This window comes from Oceanobacillus sp. FSL W7-1304 (assembly GCF_037969805.1).
Taxonomy (GTDB): domain Bacteria; phylum Bacillota; class Bacilli; order Bacillales; family Amphibacillaceae; genus Oceanobacillus; species Oceanobacillus profundus.
Genome location: NZ_CP150211.1, coordinates 648,178 through 666,686 on the forward strand (window position 1 = coordinate 648,178; position 18,509 = coordinate 666,686).

General features: G+C 35.5%; 17 protein-coding genes. 2 read left to right on the forward strand and 15 right to left on the reverse strand.

Annotated elements, in window-relative coordinates:
- Positions 1-13: 13 nt before the first annotated feature.
- From NYE61_RS03420 to NYE61_RS03480, 13 genes are all read right to left on the reverse strand, one after another.
- Complete coding sequence (locus NYE61_RS03420) at positions 14-958, reverse strand: protein phosphatase 2C domain-containing protein (RefSeq protein ID WP_303447298.1); 945 nt, start codon at positions 956-958, stop codon at positions 14-16.
- Complete coding sequence (locus NYE61_RS03425) at positions 955-2,460, reverse strand: DUF6382 domain-containing protein (protein ID WP_251659041.1); 1,506 nt, start codon at positions 2,458-2,460, stop codon at positions 955-957. The genes NYE61_RS03420 and NYE61_RS03425 overlap by 4 nt, the downstream gene beginning before the upstream one ends.
- Positions 2,461-2,694: 234 nt before the next feature.
- Positions 2,695-3,213, reverse strand: a complete 519-nt coding sequence (locus NYE61_RS03430) for an A24 family peptidase (protein ID WP_303447301.1) — start codon at positions 3,211-3,213, stop codon at positions 2,695-2,697.
- A 63-nt stretch (positions 3,214-3,276) separates the two neighbouring features.
- Positions 3,277-3,780 carry a prepilin peptidase gene (locus tag NYE61_RS03435; RefSeq protein WP_339316854.1) on the reverse strand — a complete coding sequence of 168 codons (504 nt, stop codon included), beginning with the start codon at positions 3,778-3,780 and terminating at the stop codon, positions 3,277-3,279.
- A gap of 44 nt (positions 3,781-3,824) precedes the next feature.
- Positions 3,825-4,400, reverse strand: a complete 576-nt coding sequence (locus NYE61_RS03440; protein ID WP_303447305.1) for a TadE family protein — start codon at positions 4,398-4,400, stop codon at positions 3,825-3,827.
- Positions 4,401-4,485: 85 nt separating this feature from the next.
- Complete coding sequence (locus tag NYE61_RS03445; protein ID WP_303447306.1) at positions 4,486-5,145, reverse strand: DUF4352 domain-containing protein; 660 nt, start codon at positions 5,143-5,145, stop codon at positions 4,486-4,488.
- A 21-nt stretch (positions 5,146-5,166) separates the two neighbouring features.
- Complete coding sequence (locus NYE61_RS03450) at positions 5,167-7,311, reverse strand: DUF5702 domain-containing protein (RefSeq protein ID WP_303447308.1); 2,145 nt, start codon at positions 7,309-7,311, stop codon at positions 5,167-5,169.
- Between the two features lie 12 nt (positions 7,312-7,323).
- Positions 7,324-7,989 carry a TadE family protein gene (locus tag NYE61_RS03455; protein WP_339316858.1) on the reverse strand — a complete coding sequence of 222 codons (666 nt, stop codon included), beginning with the start codon at positions 7,987-7,989 and terminating at the stop codon, positions 7,324-7,326.
- A gap of 21 nt (positions 7,990-8,010) precedes the next feature.
- Entirely contained in the window at positions 8,011-8,199 is a 189-nt protein-coding gene (locus NYE61_RS03460) for a Flp1 family type IVb pilin (RefSeq protein ID WP_118889101.1), read from the reverse strand.
- A 47-nt stretch (positions 8,200-8,246) separates the two neighbouring features.
- On the reverse strand, positions 8,247-9,083 hold the full coding sequence (locus NYE61_RS03465; protein WP_158586226.1) for a type II secretion system F family protein: 837 nt from the start codon (positions 9,081-9,083) through the stop codon (positions 8,247-8,249).
- 33 nt (positions 9,084-9,116) lie between these two features.
- On the reverse strand, positions 9,117-10,064 hold the full coding sequence (locus tag NYE61_RS03470; protein ID WP_095307119.1) for a type II secretion system F family protein: 948 nt from the start codon (positions 10,062-10,064) through the stop codon (positions 9,117-9,119).
- Positions 10,065-10,068: 4 nt separating this feature from the next.
- Positions 10,069-11,313 (reverse strand): CpaF family protein, encoded by a 1,245-nt coding sequence (locus NYE61_RS03475; protein WP_240033757.1) that lies wholly within the window; start codon positions 11,311-11,313, stop codon positions 10,069-10,071.
- Complete coding sequence (locus tag NYE61_RS03480) at positions 11,306-12,433, reverse strand: AAA family ATPase (protein ID WP_303447312.1); 1,128 nt, start codon at positions 12,431-12,433, stop codon at positions 11,306-11,308. The genes NYE61_RS03475 and NYE61_RS03480 overlap by 8 nt, the downstream gene beginning before the upstream one ends.
- A 611-nt stretch (positions 12,434-13,044) precedes the next feature.
- On the opposite strand from NYE61_RS03480, the gene NYE61_RS03485 reads away from it, so the two are divergent.
- Positions 13,045-14,466 carry a hypothetical protein gene (locus NYE61_RS03485; RefSeq protein WP_303447313.1) on the forward strand — a complete coding sequence of 474 codons (1,422 nt, stop codon included), beginning with the start codon at positions 13,045-13,047 and terminating at the stop codon, positions 14,464-14,466.
- A 265-nt stretch (positions 14,467-14,731) separates the two neighbouring features.
- Here the strand turns inward: NYE61_RS03485 and NYE61_RS03490 are convergent, their stop codons facing one another.
- Positions 14,732-15,946 (reverse strand): pyridoxal phosphate-dependent aminotransferase, encoded by a 1,215-nt coding sequence (locus tag NYE61_RS03490; RefSeq protein ID WP_303447314.1) that lies wholly within the window; start codon positions 15,944-15,946, stop codon positions 14,732-14,734.
- Between the two features lie 260 nt (positions 15,947-16,206).
- On the opposite strand from NYE61_RS03490, the gene NYE61_RS03495 reads away from it, so the two are divergent.
- Positions 16,207-17,160: a LysR family transcriptional regulator gene (locus tag NYE61_RS03495; protein ID WP_303447315.1), complete on the forward strand. Its 954-nt coding sequence runs from the start codon at positions 16,207-16,209 to the stop codon at positions 17,158-17,160.
- A gap of 46 nt (positions 17,161-17,206) precedes the next feature.
- On the opposite strand, the gene NYE61_RS03500 is transcribed toward NYE61_RS03495, so the two are convergent.
- Complete coding sequence (locus NYE61_RS03500) at positions 17,207-18,505, reverse strand: aminotransferase class V-fold PLP-dependent enzyme (protein ID WP_303447317.1); 1,299 nt, start codon at positions 18,503-18,505, stop codon at positions 17,207-17,209.
- Positions 18,506-18,509: the final 4 nt, after the last annotated feature.

The following is an 18,509-nucleotide window of genomic DNA, read 5'->3' on the forward strand; positions in this document are numbered from 1 at the left end:
AACACCTCGTCTATCACAATTTGGTTCCTTTTAAGAATGAAAAGAACCCTTTCTTTTCTGCTGCATAATCCGTATTTACATATAAATTACGAATAAGCATGAGCGTAATATTATCATTTGCATCGGAAAAATTAGAGAAATTAATTAAGTAATCACAGATCGCTTGAAGATTGGTGTACTCTTTTTCCAAACTAACCAGCATATTCTTAATTTCTTCATTGGAGAACAATGAGTAAAATCCATCACTGCAAACTAGAAAAAGGTCACTTGCTTGATAAGTTCCTTTATGGCTATACACATTAATTGTACTTTCAATTCCAAGACATTGCGTGAGTACATGTCTTTTTGGGTGACTTCTTGCCTCTTCTTCACTCAATATTCCATTTGTTACTTGTGCCTGCACCCACGAGTGGTCTTCCGTCAGCTTTAGAAGCTCAGGCTCTGTTTCAAGAATTTCTGTGTGCTGTTCCTCTAATAGACTCGACAGATATTGCTCGTTTACAGCTTCTTGTTGAAAATATTGCTGAAGACCGTAATTCCAGTTTTTCATATGATAGATTCTACTGTCACCTATATGAATAACTGCGTACGATCCTTGATACATGACAATCATCGAAAGTGTAGTACCCATCTTCTTCCCTGTTTGCTGTGATAGAGCTTTAATTCCTTTATTAATCTGCTGCAATATATGTTCAGTTTCTTTTAAAACACGCTCGATTGTATCTTTTCTTCGAATTAACTTTGATATTCGCTTATTCCACCATTTCTCCAGCTCTGCAATCGCAAAACGACTTGCAATATCACCAATTTGATAGCCACCCATGCCATCTGCAACTACAAATAAAGCAATTTCATTTCCATTTGTATCTTTCTCCATCAAATGTAAATAGGAATCTTCATTTTTACTTTTTTTCATACCTTGGTGTGTAGCTACACCGGTTTGCCAATTTCTGCTCATTGTGAACTGCTCCACTTGAATGTATAATGTGCTTTTCCAAGTTCGAATTCATCATCTTCCTTTAATGCGTAGACCTTATATGGAACCATTGGATCTCCATTTAATTTAGAGCCATTCTTCGAGCCTAAATCCTTAATACCAAAGCTTGAACTATCAATTTTAATAATTTCAGCATGTATTCTTGAAACGCCAACAGCTGTATCAGGGTAGTTAACTGCCTCTTCGTTTCTGCCGATTAAGAAGTTATTTGTATGGATTGCAATCGTTTGTGGTGCTTCATCTGCTGACGTACGGATGAGTGTAGCCGAAATGTCAACTTCCTTCTCCATCGTAGCAACGGATAAATTAGATTCTTCCTCTAAAAGCACTGTATCTTCATTATCTGGTGCTAATAACGTTGTATCTGCCTGCGCTGCTGCAACTGGCGCAACATTTGAAGGACTAAACTGTGTTTGATACTGTTGTTTCGGTATCTGTACATTAAATCTTTGCTGCTTTTGTCTTACTTTTGGTTCCGGATTTGATTGATTATGTATTGGTTGATCTATTGCTTGTGGTACTTCTGTCTCAACTGCAGCAACACCTGGTCGCCAGATTTTCCAAAATACAAATACGGCTACAATGACAGCAACTGTTAAGATACTGCTTGTTAGCAGTACGGCTGGATTTCTATACATGTCGTAAAGCTTCCAAATGAGAGCTATGGCTAATAATGAGCCCATGATTAGATATACTTTCGTTCTAGAAGTCAATGGCGGTAGCTTCTTTTTCCCTTTTTTCTTCGTCATACTTTGACTGCCAGCAACAATTGGCTCAGAACGCGTCTGCTCTGCTGCGTTTTGATTTTCCGTAAAGCTTCCTTCCATCTGGTTACCATTCAGATAATCATGATTCGAATACATTTGGTTGACATTAGAACGAAGTGAAATCAACTCTAATAATAATGTTTTTAACCCACTTAAACTAAAGGATGCATTTTTAATGTAGTTCAAAATACTTTTAAATTCATTTCCTTGTAGACCTTCAATTTCACCAGCGACGTCCGTTAATAGTTTTTTCATATCTTCTATTACACTAGTATTTTTATCAAGGTCAATAACTGGTAAATAGGTTAAATATACATCGCTCGCATTTTGCCCGATAAATAGAAATTCCATCTGTAAGATATAATTTTTCTGATCAAGCATATAGGAACTGGCTTCCTCAAGTGTATTGATAAGAGAAAGAAATAACTGATAATAATCATTCATTGATGCTTTATTATCACGAAAGTAGGAAATTAGCTTCTGTTTTGAATTTATATCATAATGGAGCTTTGTAACCAGGTCAATATGCTCCAATGACATTGGCAGCATATGTGGTATTCGATTAGACTGAATCATCTTCAATTGAACCGCATTTAAATCATCTGCCGTTAATTTTTTGTTGTCTTTTTTGGAAAATACGATTGATTGACCATTCTCTGTCGAATAATCATATTCCAGATTGTAAATTGTTCCCATTCTTTTTCCTCCTACATGATTATGTACTATTTAAATAAATAGTTGATTGTTTTCCAGCTAGCCTTAAATACCATTCTTAATCTTTAATAGACACAACTATTATTGCTGTGCATCAGCATTCTTAAAAGGAAAACAAGTTGCTTTTGTGACTTTATATTCATACAGCTTCCTAAAATCTCGATTTAATATGAAAATGAGGTGTTGGAAAAATGCGTTTGTTCATTTTTTCATGCATCAAATAATTGGATATATGTAAGTGATAACAACTGCTGGAACTACTGCATACATAAATGGAAATCTTGTAGCCTTGTTTTTTTTATAATCCTCTAATTTACGATAGTCTTTCATATATAATGAATCTCTTAAATAAAAAAACGCATCAATCATTTTTTTCATAAATGTTTTCGTTAATAATAAAATTAGTGCACTAAGTATTCCAGCAAAAACGATTGAAAGAACCATCATATTAACCACCATATCGAAGCCTACCAAAGAACCAATTGCTCCAAATAACTTAACATCCCCAGCTCCAATAGCTTTAAAGGTGTACAAAATCAGGAAAATCCCGCCAGCAGTTAATAACCCAAGAAGAGAAAATAAAAGACCGCCAAAACCATCTGTAATGAAATGATAAATTATCCCGACAACTATCCCGCCGGCAGTTAGCCAGTTCGGTAGTTTTTGATTTTTAATATCGGAAATGAAAGCAATTATTAAAAATAGAAAAAGTATATAATCATGAACCCCGAGCATCTGACTCTCCCTTTCTCGTAACTAGAAACTTCCTTTACATACAAAAAATGAAATTAAGAATACTTAAATGAATAGAAAGGTATAAGTTAATATAACCCCTGGAAGGACTGCATACATAAAAGGGAAAGAAATAATTTTCGATTCTTTATCAATAATGGCAAATTGTTTATCCCATTTTCTATTTAAAAAAAGGATTCCTTTATTATACAAAATATACAGCTTCGTTCTAGTAATTATTAATAGAAGTATACCAATTACCCCTCCACAAACAATGGAATACATAAGGATATATAATACGATTTGAATCCCTACAAATCCACCTATTGCTGCAAATAGCTTCACATCACCTGCACCAATTGCTTTAAAACCATAAAGTACCAGGCATACCACAGTTGCAACGATCAAACCAAAAACAGAAAACAGGAATCCATCAATACCATTTGTAATAAGATGCAAGATAAATGCTAGCAACATCCCACCTGCTGTTAACCAATTTGGTATTTTTTGGATTCGGATATCCCATAAAAATGCAATTATGATAAATAAAAAGAGGAAATAATCATTCATTTGCAACATGTGTTCACCTTACCTACGTATTATTCTTCTTCAAATTAGTATCCGCCAACCCAAAGACGTTCATATGCCTGCTTTTTAATTGTTATCGTCCTATCAACAAATGGTACAGTTAAATCTAAGTCGTAAGTTGCCGTAATGCCAATGTACGAGTCAGCACCACCATTGATCGATCCTGGTAATTCAACTTCAACATTTATATTAGATCCCGTGGCGGAATTGGAATTCATATTATCTGCAAATTTCTCCTGAACGATTGGAGTTACAACTGACGCTCCAAGTTGGTCTATATAATTTGAACTTGAAGGATCAAAATCCAAAAGCTCTTTTAACGATTTGCCAACTAATTTTTCAACGTCCTCCAAACTAATAATATTGGTACTAATACCAGACAGTTTATCGCTTGCAAGATTCTCGACTTGATCTGATAGAATCGTTGCCGGATAGGCATGTGTTGAAATGATTTGTGCTGTTTCAGATACAGACTTGTTCAGTGCAATTTCTGCTACAGAGATACGGATGATAGAAGCCATAAAAACTATAAATAACATAAAGAACGGTAAAACTAGCGCAGCTTCCAGTGTAATACTTCCATTTTCACTTTTTAATCGCATTCTGCATCCTCCAAACAGACTTATAAACCAGAACTATTCTTACTATTATAAGAATAGCCCCAGTATGTTCGTCTATATTTCCATGTTATTTAGCTTCGTCTTGTGTAAATTCAAATGCTACTACATTGGATAGACCAGAAAAATTTCTTCCGGTATTTAACACATACAAGTCATTAACTGGAAGATCATACAATAAAACTCCAGTATGTGACTCACCGGGGGCTATTTCTGGCCACTCTTCTGCAACACCATCCATATTAAACCATCCAAATCCAGTTGATTCCCTGTCTGTAGATAGGAATGTATTACCTAATGCATCTGCACCAGGAATCGGTTCATTCGTCAGGTTTTTAACAGTCACGTCTACAAGTACATAATTCCCTTCTCGTGATGGATCATTAGCAACTTCATCTTTTATTTCCACTGAATTTAACGTAATCTCAAATTCGCCAAAGTTGCTGCCGATATGTCCAGTATCGCCAATACCTAAACCTTCTTGATTCTCAGGATACTCCCCGTTGTTTTCTGATGCTGATTCATTTGAATCATCTTCCTGATTATTTTCTTCACCTTCAGAAGTATCTTCATCTTCATTCTCGGTAGCCTCATCCTCAGGTGTTTCTGATGTCTCTTCTTCCGTAACTGGAGTGTCCTCCACTTCTTCATCTTGTTCATCATTATTACAAGCAACGAGCAAGCTTGATAATAATGCAATAGAAAACAGACCCATAAACAGTTTTTTCATTTCATATTCCTCCTGTCATACTTAGTAAGAGTAGTTTGTTTCCGTATCGATATAGTATCTGCCATTTCTTACCTGACCTTCTAATATATTTGTACTTCCAAGCATATCAATGATTCCTGGAAGAAACCACAAATCAATCGAAGCTTCTGCATTTGCTGTGGCATAGATGGGTGCATTTTCTAAATCATCAGATGATTTCTGATCAATGACAGACTGAATTCGAGTGATACGTTCATCATCCGGATCTGGATGCAGAAACAAGAAAAGCCTTAAATAAAATTTGTAATCTGTTGAGAATGATCTAACTCCCCTAATTTTCAATAATGGAACTTCCTCACCTTTAGTCAACTTTGTAATATCATTTACTGTCTCGGTAAAAGACCAACCTACTGCGGCCAAAAATTTTGGTAACGGAAGTACTACTGCTTGCACTTGCGGTTGTGAAAATGATGAAATAAAATTAAACGCAAATCTTGTTGCTGATAATTCCAATAATGCATTTGCATAATTTATTCCCGGTGCATGATGACCATATAAAATATATTCCACTTCTCTATTTATAAATAGAAAATTTTCCGGATAACTGCCAGGTTCCATTATACCTAAACTGTCATCTGCTTCAAATCTCGTAAGAATATACTCATTTATATATGCTTTGTTTCTAATTTCAGTGGATAGGTCCCCAAGACTCTTAAATAAATTTGATACGATATCAAATGCATCTGATGCACTATCTTCAGGATCCTCCAAGTCAAGGTTTCCCGGGTTGTTCAACGAAGCATTGCCATATGTTTGAACTAATGATTCTAGTTCAGTATAGACTGGGAAATCCTGCGTAAAAGCAATTCCTTTTTGAAAGATGTCTTTTATTTTTTCAAGTTCTCTCAATGCATCCGAAAGACCACTGTTATCTTCTCCACCATCAACTCCAGTGTCTGTTTCCTCATAATTATTATCAATATATTTTCTGGCCTCATCTGTATCATTCAGTGCTGTATTAAACTTACTGATAATATTATTGAATGGTGGACGAAATGCTGTTAAATCAAATTCAAGTATCTCAGATAATGTATCAATTTGATATTTTACATATGGCAAAAGCCTTGTCGATGCTCCTGGTTGACCGCCATCATCAACACTATCCAAAGCCTCTTCAATATTAGAACGGGCTGTTGTGAAAAAAGAGCTATCCAAAACATAATCGTTTATCATATCCGTTAATTCACTTATTTCATTTTGAACATCTGACATGGAGCTATCACTACATTGACTATCGGAAAGGTCTCCATATTTTCCTTCAACTTCTTCCCTTGTATCATCAATTTTTTTCTGAATAGCTTCATTAATTTCCTTTGCATTGTTCAAATCAACAATTGCAGCTTCTAATTCGGTTTTATTTGTATTTGCATTATCCCGAATATCTTTCAATAAATTCCTGAGGTCATCTTCAAACTCTGAATCTTCATCTTCAATGTATGTTGGAAAATGATCTATCGCATTACCAAGATTATTTAGGTTAGGATATGTAGATGCATTTGTACCATTAACCTTATTATCAACTGAATCTAATTGATTATAGGCATTCTTCATATGGTTAATTGCTTTTTCCATTTCTGCATCTCTATCTTTAACTAAATCGTTAACATCTTTGGAAATATCAACATATATTTCTGCTTCCAGCATGGTACAGGAATAAGGCAGGATACCATCTAGTATAACTTTCCCAAACTCTATCGGTGCAGTGTATTTCATATCCTCTAATATCTGGTGTTTAACAATTTCCTTATTAGAAAAAGTACGCCCAGAATCAGGTGCGAAGCTAGTACTCTCCATTTTCGTATCTACAAATCTGAAATAGCTACCTTCTTCTACTTGTAAATTATTTTCAAATACCTTCTCAAATATCTCTCCTGGATCTTCAGCATTTTCATTTATGATAAACAATCCTTTATTCTGTACGTCCTTATTGTAGGAAGAGAATGCAGAACGAATTGCGCTTTTAGAAGCCTGCTCCACCTGATTCTCAGCCACCATTATTCGAACAAAATCTATTAATACTGCATTAAATAAGAATAGTAAGAGGGTAACTATAATAACATAAATAGAAACAGCTCCATTTTCATTCACTATAAAGTGCCGAAATGCTGTTTTAAATCTTTTCTTCAAAATTACCCTCCTTTAATTTCCAGATATAAATTTTGTTATATACCCGGAGTAATCTGCTATTGATTTTACAGCATACATAACCAAGTCTGTTGTTCGAATAAATTCAGCAGGTTCTGTAACTACATGACTGGCCTCTGCCTCAATTTCATTTATACCAAACAAGCTGCTTAATGAGGAAGGCAAATTCAAGGGACTTCTTAATTTAACAACGATTTCACTACCTGCTAACCCATTGTTGTATTGCACTTCACCAGTGGCTCCGGGTGGCAGGATATCCGTTGTAGCTCTTCCCAGCTTCTGCTGTGGTAAACTGCCACCACCGCCAGAACCAATTTGTACGGTTGCATTTCCTCTGGAGAATATATCAATTCCAAACTGAGATAGGTACTGATCACTTGTTAATCTCCAGTAGAGACCATCTCCACCAGGGAAAGTAGTATATTTATCAAATTCCCCAGTATCAATATCTTTATCACTGTTATCCCAAACAAATGCCAGTCGTTCTGCTACTGTATTTGCACTGTAGTGGAGAACGGATTGCTGATAGATTACCAGTGCAAAAAAGATAAAACTTAAGGTTAAAAGTAATAATATCGGGAATATTACTGATGCTTCGATCGTAAATGCCCCATGCTCATCCTTTTTAATTCTTTTTAAATATTTTTTCATGAATTGCATAATTTAAGTCCCCTCAAAAGGTTACTCCTGCTGGAATTCACCAATATTCTTATCACCGAAATTCAATAAATCCTCAATCCAAACCATAATTCGATCTCTAAATAGTAATGCAATTACGACAATAACAGCTATAATCAACATAATTTCCAATGTCTGTAAGCCTTCCTCATCATTCCAAAAGTTCTTAATCGATTCTTTAATCATATTCATTTTTCTTCCTCCTAAAATTCTTTTGTTTTATATTTTGTAACCTGTACTTACAAGATGGTAAGTGCAGGAAAACCAACAATAATCATAACCGCTACAAAAATGAGTATAAGCGGGAATACGAGCTTAGATGACGCCTCTTCCCCTTTTGTCTTGGAAATGGACTTTCGCTTCTCCCATAACTCATGAGACAATTCACGTAATGCAAGAATTAAATCATTACCACCCTTACGATAATTTAATAAAATTGTTGTAGTAAAAATCGAGATTTCTTGTACACCACATTTTTTACTTAAATCATTCAATACTTGATGAAAAGGTTCATTACTCACCATTTTATTAACTGTTTCAGTTAATTCTTTAATTAGTGGAGAATTCGGGTCATTTGTTTGCGTAACACATCGGATTAATGCTTGCTGCACTGTTTCCCCGGCATTCACTAACAAAATAATTTTATTCACTACTTCTGGGAGCTCCGTAAGAATTTTTTCCTTCCGTTCCTTTTCTTGACTCGAGAGCTTGCTAATCATTGCATATGGAATTAGAACAGTGAATAAAATCCCAACGATAAAGATCGTCACATCACCTTCAGATAATAACGTAAATAAAAATGTTCCTAATAAACATACAAGTGACGTTGAAATTAGTTGTGCCACATACATTCTCGTATGCTGCAACGCTGTTCTGTTGCCATATAAACTAATCATTTTTTGTTGTATTTTTGCAATTTGACTGTATAGCCGCTCCATAATCTTTAAATTATCAATAATAAATAATGATACAGGAGCCATAAACATTAGCGGATAGTCGTTTTTAAAGTCCTCAACAACTACATCATATTGCTTCCCAACTTTAACGGAAATTCCAAAATATATAAAAATTATCACTAAGGTCAATATGCCATAGACCATCATACTTCATCACACCTTAATATCCATAATTCGTTGCCCAAACCAATAGGAAAAAATAAGGATCCCCAAACAAACTGTCATAATCAGCGGACCGCCCGAACTCCAATCATACATTGGAGCTAAGTAATCCTCTGCACTGTATTTCAATAATAAAATCATTCCTACCGGTGCAACACTTAAAATTCGTGATTCGAATTTCTTGGATGCAATCATGACGGCAACTTCTTGCTGAATATCAATTTTTTCACTAATAATATCTGACGTTCTTCGAATAACTTCTACGAGGTTCCCGCCAGACCGCTTACACGTAATGAAAACATCCGCAAAATTTTGAATATCTTCAATATCGGAACGGATACTGAAATCTAAAATTGCATTCTCGATTGTCTCTCCATTTTCAATTCGTCGATTAATAATCTCGAACTCCTGAATAATTTCTGTTTTTGGATCTGGATATAGAAGATATAGATCTGACACAACTTCTTTGAAGCTATTCTCGATTGACCTACCTGCTGCAAGCGATGAGGACAGCGAGGCAATTGCTTCCTTAAATTGTAATTTTAATTTTTCCTTGCGTTTTTCTAAGAGTGTTTTCTTCTGGATTTTCGGATAAAACAATCCAGCAGCCCCAAAGATAATCGCAGCTATAAAGCTTTCATAAAATAAATAACCGATAAATGCGAAAAATATGATTGCAAGAGCTGCATAAAAGATATACTCTCTCATCAAGAGGTGATACTCCGCGTAATCGACAAGATGTGACTCGATTTGCTTATCTGATCGATGACGCATCCGTTCCATAAAATGCTTCTTTTTTAGTTGTTCCAGCTCTGTATTTTTGGCAACTTCATCCGCCAGTTCCGTTTGGTTTTCCTCTCGTTTCTTTCTTTTTGATACAGCGATAATATACCCTGCTACTAAAGCAACCAATAGGATAACTAAAATAATATCCGCCATAGCATCACCCGCTTACCTTTTCATGATCTACTTCGATACCTGCAAGATTCGCTTTTGACTGGTTAACCAGATTATTACCTGTAGAAACGAGTTTTCCGATTACTTCACCATTCTCTTTTTCTCCTTCTTCCACGAATTCATAAAGTGGATTTAAAACGACTTCACCATTTTCAACACCAAGCACTTCACTTATCGCGACAATTTTCCTTGAATTATCTCGCAAGCGCATTAAGTGAATCATAATATCAATCGCTGAAGAAATTTGCTTACGAATAACTTCCACTGGTAGGGTTGCACCATTCAGCACCATTGTTTCAAGTCTGCTCAGCATATCTTTTACAGAGTTAGCATGACCAGTGGAAAGCGAACCATCATGACCAGTGTTCATCGCCTGCAGCATATCAAGTGCTTCGGCACCACGTACTTCCCCGACGATGATTCGATCTGGCCGCATACGCAAGGAAGATTTGATTAAATCACGAATTGTAATTTCTCCCTTTCCTTCTGTATTTGCATTTCGTGTTTCCAAACTAACAAGATTCGGAACATTTTTAATTTGAAGCTCAGCAGAATCCTCAATCGTAATGATTCGTTCGTGTTGCGGAATAAAATTTGAAAGTACGTTTAAAAATGTTGTTTTTCCTGAACCCGTACCTCCACCAATAAAAATATTATACTTCGAGATGACAAGTTTCCTTAAGAATTCAGCTGCTTCTTCGGAAATCGAATCATATTTGATTAAATCCTCAATGAGCAGCGGTTTATCAGGAAATTTCCGAATCGTCATTACTGGGCCTTTTAAGGCGATCGGTGGAAGAACCACATTTACCCTAGATCCGTCTTGTAATCTGGCATCAACAATTGGTGAAGATTCATTAACCACACGATCCACTTTCGATACAATAGATTGAATGATATCCTCTAATTTTTGCTCACTTTCAAACTGAATATCTACCTTTGTCGTTGAACCAAATCGTTCGATAAAAATCTCTTTATGATTATTAATCATAATCTCTGTAATTGTCTTATCATCAATTAATGGCTGTAGAACGTCATAACCACGAAATGAGTTATAGACTCGCTCAACGAGATATTTAATCTCCGTAGACTTCAAATGTTGCTCCTTCGCATAGTCAAATACTGCAGCCTCTACATATTCCTTTAATTCATCATTCGTAATCGAGTGCATTAAATCTAAGGTTTCTCTAAGCTGCCGAATGAGATTCTTCACAATTTGTTCCTCAACCAATGGTAGAAACCCCCTCCAGTTCGACTATAATCTTATCGTGAATAATGGATTGAAGCTCTTGATTAAATTGTTCATTTCCTAATATTTCAGAGCTGGATTGCATGTTGATCCAGTTTTCTATAAATGGCAGGTAGCCATCTACGGATATCCCATACTCCCCCATCGTACCTACCATCGATCCAGTATACTTATTTAAAAGAACTGTTAGCTTATCTTTAACGATGTTTTCTTTACCCATCAACTTTAGTTCTTCCTCAAAAAACGACTTTGTTTTTAATAAACTTTGCACATCGTTTGCAATTGGCCAGATGATCTGGTCGCATTCTTTGATAGCTGCGATGTTTCTTTCGTGCAAGGAACTATCAAGATCGACAACAATATAATCATAAGCACCTGTTTCAACAATTCCATTAATTAATCGCTTTACATCAGCCTCATTGAATTCAAGCAACTCATCGGCACTGATCTCAATGTCGAAATAATCAACCATTGAATATGCGTCGTACTTTTTCAACGCTTCAATTTTAGACAAAAGCTGAGGTGATTCTGCTTTTACATAATAAAATATTTGCAATGACGGATTATCTTCAGCAGATGTAAAATATAGTCTTGTAGTATTTAATAGCTCAAGATTTAAATAAAATACTTTCGCATGATTAAGTGCCAACTGCTTACTTAAGTTTGTAGCAATTGCCGTCTTACCGCATCCTCCTATTGGAGAATAAACTGTTATTACTTTCGTTTTCTTGCTTCTTGCCAGCAGCTTACCTGCTGATTGATTTCGCTCATAATAGATTGCAAGGATACTGGAAATAAGTTGATTTAACCGCTGGTATCGAAACACAGCTTCCATCGATTCTCTCCTTGTCGATAGCTGATCATCCTCGAGTAGAATAATGCATGTTTCAGGAGCTATATTTAGCATTCGATCATATAGCTCTGGGCTAATTAACATAATGTCGATTATGTCTCCTCGTTTTAAATAGGATTCCAGTTTACCTTGTTCAGAAAAATATGTAACGATAAATCGTGACGCTTCCTCTGATATGCGCAAAAAGGCTGATAATGATTCCATATAGCTACTATTATGGTCTGCCACGACAATTCGTATTTTTTTCAATTCATTCACCACCATATTAATTATGCCTTCACTTTTTACTCACATAATATTACTAAATCTGTCACATAATTTTAAGGGGTTTTACCAAAAACAGTTATATAGTCCTGGTTTAGTTCGGGAATTATCTTGAATTTAAGATAAGGATATAGTTTTAATTTAAGATATTTGGATAAATACATATGATATATCGACAATTTCGATTTAACGTTCGTCTTCTAGTCTCTTTTTGAAAGAATCATTAAAAAATAGAATGCTTTATTTTATTTTCAAAAAATTATTCATATTTCCGATTGGGAAAATAAGGAATTGTATAATCGCATTGACATAGATCAATATAACTAGATGGAGATAATTAGCTGACTTTTTTCGGGAATGTAATGTAAATGTAATAATAATGAAATGTTTGTTAACGTTTTCCATCTTTCAAAAAATCGCTTTTTGATAGTACTTTATAAATAAATATGTGTATATTACGAACTAAAGTTTGAGTTCGACTAATATTAAATATACTAATATCTATTGAAATAAACAGTCTATAAGTAGCATCCTATTTCGTTCGTCTTATGATAATATGAAAATACTTACATAGATTAAAGGGAGGAACTATTTTTATGAAGTGTCCGAATTGTGGCCACAATCTTTCTGGCGTAAAGAAATTTTGTCCGGAATGCGGGTCTAACGTTTCAGAACAAAAAGCACCGAGAAATAAGAAAATATTTCTAGTCATAGGAGCTATTGTAGGAGTATTATTCATTGCAGTCATCAGTTTATATGTAGTTGGAAACAAGTCTTTTGGTACAGAACAAAGCATATCTGCTTTCGAAGATGCAGTTGCTAACGAAGATACAGCAAAACTTAAGTCCTTACTCGTTCCAGCTGTTGAATCATTTGAAATAACCGATGAGAATACAAGTGCATTTATCAATTATCTTAATTCTAATCCCGAATCACTAGATGAGCTTATTTCCAAGTTTCATAGTCAAGCAGAATTTATCAACCAAACCGATGGAAATAATGGCACTGCATACATGGATGATGTTTATGCGACTTTAAATCTTATCCATGATGGGAAGGCCTGGGCATTATTTGACGATTACAAGTTTGAAGTTATTCCTGCTATGATTACCCTAGCAGCAGAAAATGAAAACATTACATTATCCATAAATGAAGAAGAGGTTGCTACTACAACAGAGGAAACTTTTGAAGAAAGCTTCGGTCCATTTATGCCTGGAGTCTATTCTGTGCAAGCTTTATTTGATAATACATATGTAACGGCAGAGCAACATGATGATCTTGAACTTTTTAATAATCGTCAGCAAGCAGGGTTCCATGAATTTGAACTTCCGCTTGCACCGATTACTGTCCATGCACTTGAGGACGATTTTACGTTATATATTAACGATAAAGAAACTGACATAACGATTTCGGAAGGCGAACAATCAATTGGTACCTTTCCAAATGACAATTCTGTTTCCTTGGATATTAGAAAAGATTATCCATGGGGAGTTGTAAAGAGTGAAGAGATAACAATTGATAGTGACCACGTGAATTTTAACAAACTACATGCACTAAATGACGAAGCCCTCCATGCGTTAATGGAACAATTGAATGAAACGATCGCACAGTATCAAATAGCACTTTCTGAAAGAGATGCATCACTACTAAAAGATGGTATTACTGAGAATTTCAAAGAAAAATTAGAAGATCAAATTACTGACGTCGAGAAGGAAGATCCAGATTATACCGGAAAGCTAGTTCACACTACTTATGATCTATCAAAAGTAAGTGATCCGAAATTTGACGAAAACAAGGATGCTTATACGCTTGAATTTTATGTACACCATGTGTTTCATGAACCAAACAGTAACCTAGGATGGCTATTACGGGATAGGGATGAGGATCAGTACACGAGATCGAGAAAACTAACAGTCATTTATGACGAAAATGCAGGAGAATGGAAGCTTGATTCCAATGTAAATGAATACTTCATTATTGTTGATTCTGAAGCTGAGGAATTTGAGATTGCGGAGTAAATGATTTTAATAAGGGTGACAGATGTACGTTCCAAATATACATCTGTCACCTCTTCTTTTATTCCTGCTGAATTGGCATTTAAACTAAAAATGCCGGATAATAATGTTTTATAAACTCCCCAATTCATTTTTATCTTTATGAAAAGCGTATCGACTTCAATATGCCCACTTCCCCACGTTGAGTCAACACACCATTTTTTTTCTTCATCGTGTTGTCAGAACATAGTTCCCTGTGGAATAGGATTGTTTCTCTTTTCTGAGGTAGTCATTTACGGTACTCCTCTACTACTTGAATAATACGGTCAATTGCATCAGTTGCGACCTGATGATTTTGTGAGAAATTTATGCGAAAGCTATCTTTAAACTTTGGTCCAAATTCAGTACCCGGCGTTACTGTAACAGCTGCTTGAACGCGAAGTACCTTTACGAAATCATATATAGAAATAGTTAATTCGGGGAACTGTGGAAATAGATAACTCCCTGCCTCTGTAGCTCTTACCTTAAAGCCTTGCGCATTCCAGAACTTTTTAACCAAATCATCCCGAATTGCCTGGTGTTGTGCAATCCTTTTTTCCATCCATCCTTTCGGTTCAGAAAACCAAGATTTCAATACGGCTTGGTTATAGCCGCCAGCACGCAGGGACACGATAGCCTGTAGTTTCTCCATACGATCGATGATTTTGGCAGACCCAAATGCTACTCCAAGCCTATACCCACTTAACGACTCAGTTTTTGATGGACCCATAATCGTGATTATATTTTCGGGATTTAAGATATTCTGTGCACAAAGATGTGTATACGCACGTCCATCAAAAATTTGACGGGAATACAGCTCATCAACGATAACTGCTACCCCATAGTTTTGAGCCAGTTCTGCAATCTCATAAATTTCTTCCTGTGAATAAATGACGCCTGTAGGATTATTAGGATTAGAGAATAAAAAGAGTCTAACACCAGCTCGGAAAGCATCCTCTAACTGCGTTAAGTTCAAACCTGCTGAATTGTCATTATCGAAATAGTCCATATGGACAGGGACAACCTCACCATCAAAAAATTCGACTAGTTTTCGGTTAGCAAAATAGTCTGGTTCTACAATTGCAACTTTATCCCCTCTTGAAATAGAAGCTCCCATAGCTAGAAAAAGTGCACCTTGCGTGCCTGGCGTAATAATAAGATTCTGCTCTGCATTAATCGTTGTACCCGCAAAAATCGAAAGCTTTTCTGCTGCATCCTCACGAATATTTTTACTTCCACGATACTCCGTGTAGGCCTGTTTCCCACCAGAATTTACACCTTCAATAAAAACGTCCAATGATCCTGGTATTGGCTCGAAAGCATCAACATCACCATGTGAAAAATCAACAGATGACCCAAGCATTCTCTTCTTGTGAATATCAACCTCAACGGTATTCTGTCGTACTTCTTGTCCTGGCGCATATTCAGCACCTAGTTTTAAAAACTTTTCTTCTAATAAGCTCATACGTATTCCCTCCCTCTCTTTGTCATTCCATACCACTTTGCATAATCCTTGATTATTCTCTATAGTTATAATAGTAGCTCTTTAAGGATTACAACTCCAATACGAAAACATTTATAATGATATATCCTTTTCTCTATATGCCAAATAAAATGGTACATAAAAAGTGAATGTACATACTTCTTTTTAAAAATAGTATAAAAGGGAAATTTTTAAAGTACGTCTATAATAAAGGGGATTCCAGGACTCTAATGCTCAAAAATATGGATTATGTATATGAAGTATATTTGAATAGAAGTTTCTCAAAAGCAGCAGAAAAGCTTTATATTTCACAGCCAGCACTTAGTGCGACAATTAAGAAGGTAGAGGCAGAAATTGGTCTTCCTATTTTTGATAGGAGTAGTAATCCAATCCAACTAACACCAGCAGGAAGATATTATATTGAATCAATCGAGTACATCATGCATCTAGAAAAAGAAATGCGATCCTATTTTAATAGCTTAGCGGATCATAAACAGACGTCTATCAATGTTGGGGGAGCTTCCTTCTTCTGCACTTATATTTTACCAACAGTCGTTCAGGAATTTAAACTTAAATATCCAGATTATATGGTGCATCTCCTCGAGGCTAATGCAGATGATTTAATGAAAGATCTGCGTTCAGGCACTGTTGATATTGTGATTGATGTTGAAATGAAAGGAGATCCTAAAGTATTCGATTCTTATGCTTGGGAAAGAGAAAATATTATACTTGCAGTTCCTTCCTATTATAAAATAAACAATGCCTTGGAAAAATATCGTCTAACTTTCAAAGATGTTGTAAATGGGCAATATTTGAGTGAGAAATATCCGAAAGTCAATCTAAAGGCATTTGAAAAGGAAAATTTCCTATTGCTAAAAAAGGGAAACGATATGTATCAGAGAAGTTTGAAGATGTGTAAAAAGGCAGGTTTCACACCCAGTGTAACCATGTATCTAGATCAGATGCTTACTTCCTATTATATTGCTTGTAATGGAAAAGGGATTGCTTTTGTACGTGCTGGAGTTACCCATTACGTAGAGGCAACCGATAAATTATTTTTCTATAAAATTAATGATATAAACGCTTATCAAAATATTATGTTGTATTATAAAAAGCCCCAACTACTTTCAAAAGCCGGTATGGATTTTATTACATTTTTAAATAAGAGGAGTTTGTCTTCCTTTAAATCAGAATAAACGCTCACTCCAAGATGAGCGTTCAAAAATTTGTTCTATTTCTCTTTCATATGATACTTTTTATATTTCTTTCAACGATTTTTTGTGTAACTTCTAGGAATTCTTCAATTTCCTCTACAGTGTTACAGTGTAAAGGCGATATCCTAATTGCACCTTCCATTCCAAATGATTGCAACATTCTTTTGGAATAAATGCTTGATGCTACACGATCATAGACAATAATGTTTTCAGCTCCATATTGATTAACCGCTTCATGATAGTCAAAAGACTCTATACGAATAGCAACGATAAAATCCCTTTTGGACAAATCTTCATAGTCAAGATAGACGGTGATGCCCGGGATATTTCTTAACCCTTTTGCTTTATCTGTTCCATCCAGCATAACTTCAAGAAGAGATCGTTCATGTAAAGCAATCCGATTCATTCCTTCTACAAACATTTTTCTTCTATCATGCTCATCGGAAAATTTACTTCCTATCCAGCAAACATAATTTACAACCTCACTGATGGAAGCAAAATGTCCAGGTGTTGAACTGCCAAGTTGTAAATCACTGTGATCCTTTCCAAACAGGCGGTGATGTAGAAGTTTTGCAGCTCTTTCAGAAAGATAAGCAATCCCGCTTCCCCTCACTCCGAAAAATTTATACGGTGCTATATTCATCGCATCTACAGGGGTTTTTTCGATATCAATTAAACCATGTGGGGCATGCTGCACAGCATCAATAATAATATATAAATCTGGTTTTATTCTTCTCGCTTCTTTTACAATTGTCTCAATATCTAAAATGGCGCCTGAAATATTCGATGCATAAATAACACTCAAAAAACAAGTGTCGCTGTCAATAAGTTTCGTTATTTCATCTACATCCACTCCTCCTGTTACAGGGTTAGTGTTAGCAACACGAAATTCCTTTCCTAACTTATTTGCATAAAACTTGGCTGCATCAAATGCAGATGGATGCTCTAATGCGGTAGTAACAATATTTGATCCCTCAATATTCTCAGCAATCACACCAGTAATTTCAAACATAGCCTGGGAAGCAGTTAGGTAAGTTGCAATGCTCCCTTCTTTCGCATTAAATATTGTTCGCGTATCATTTATTCCCTGTTGTTCAATTTCAAATAAAAATTTTGCTGTTTCATGGTCACGTCCGGGATGATCTGGAATCAAATCGAACTGCGCAAATTTTTCATTGGCGCTTTTCAGTCGAAAGGATCCTCCTGCGTTGTCAAGAAACAGTCGCTTCTTCTGTGTATGGGGATCAATATCAACAAATGCAAACTTATCTCTGATTTGACTTAGTAAATCATTACTAAACAATGTTTCAGTCGTCAGCTTAACCAATTAG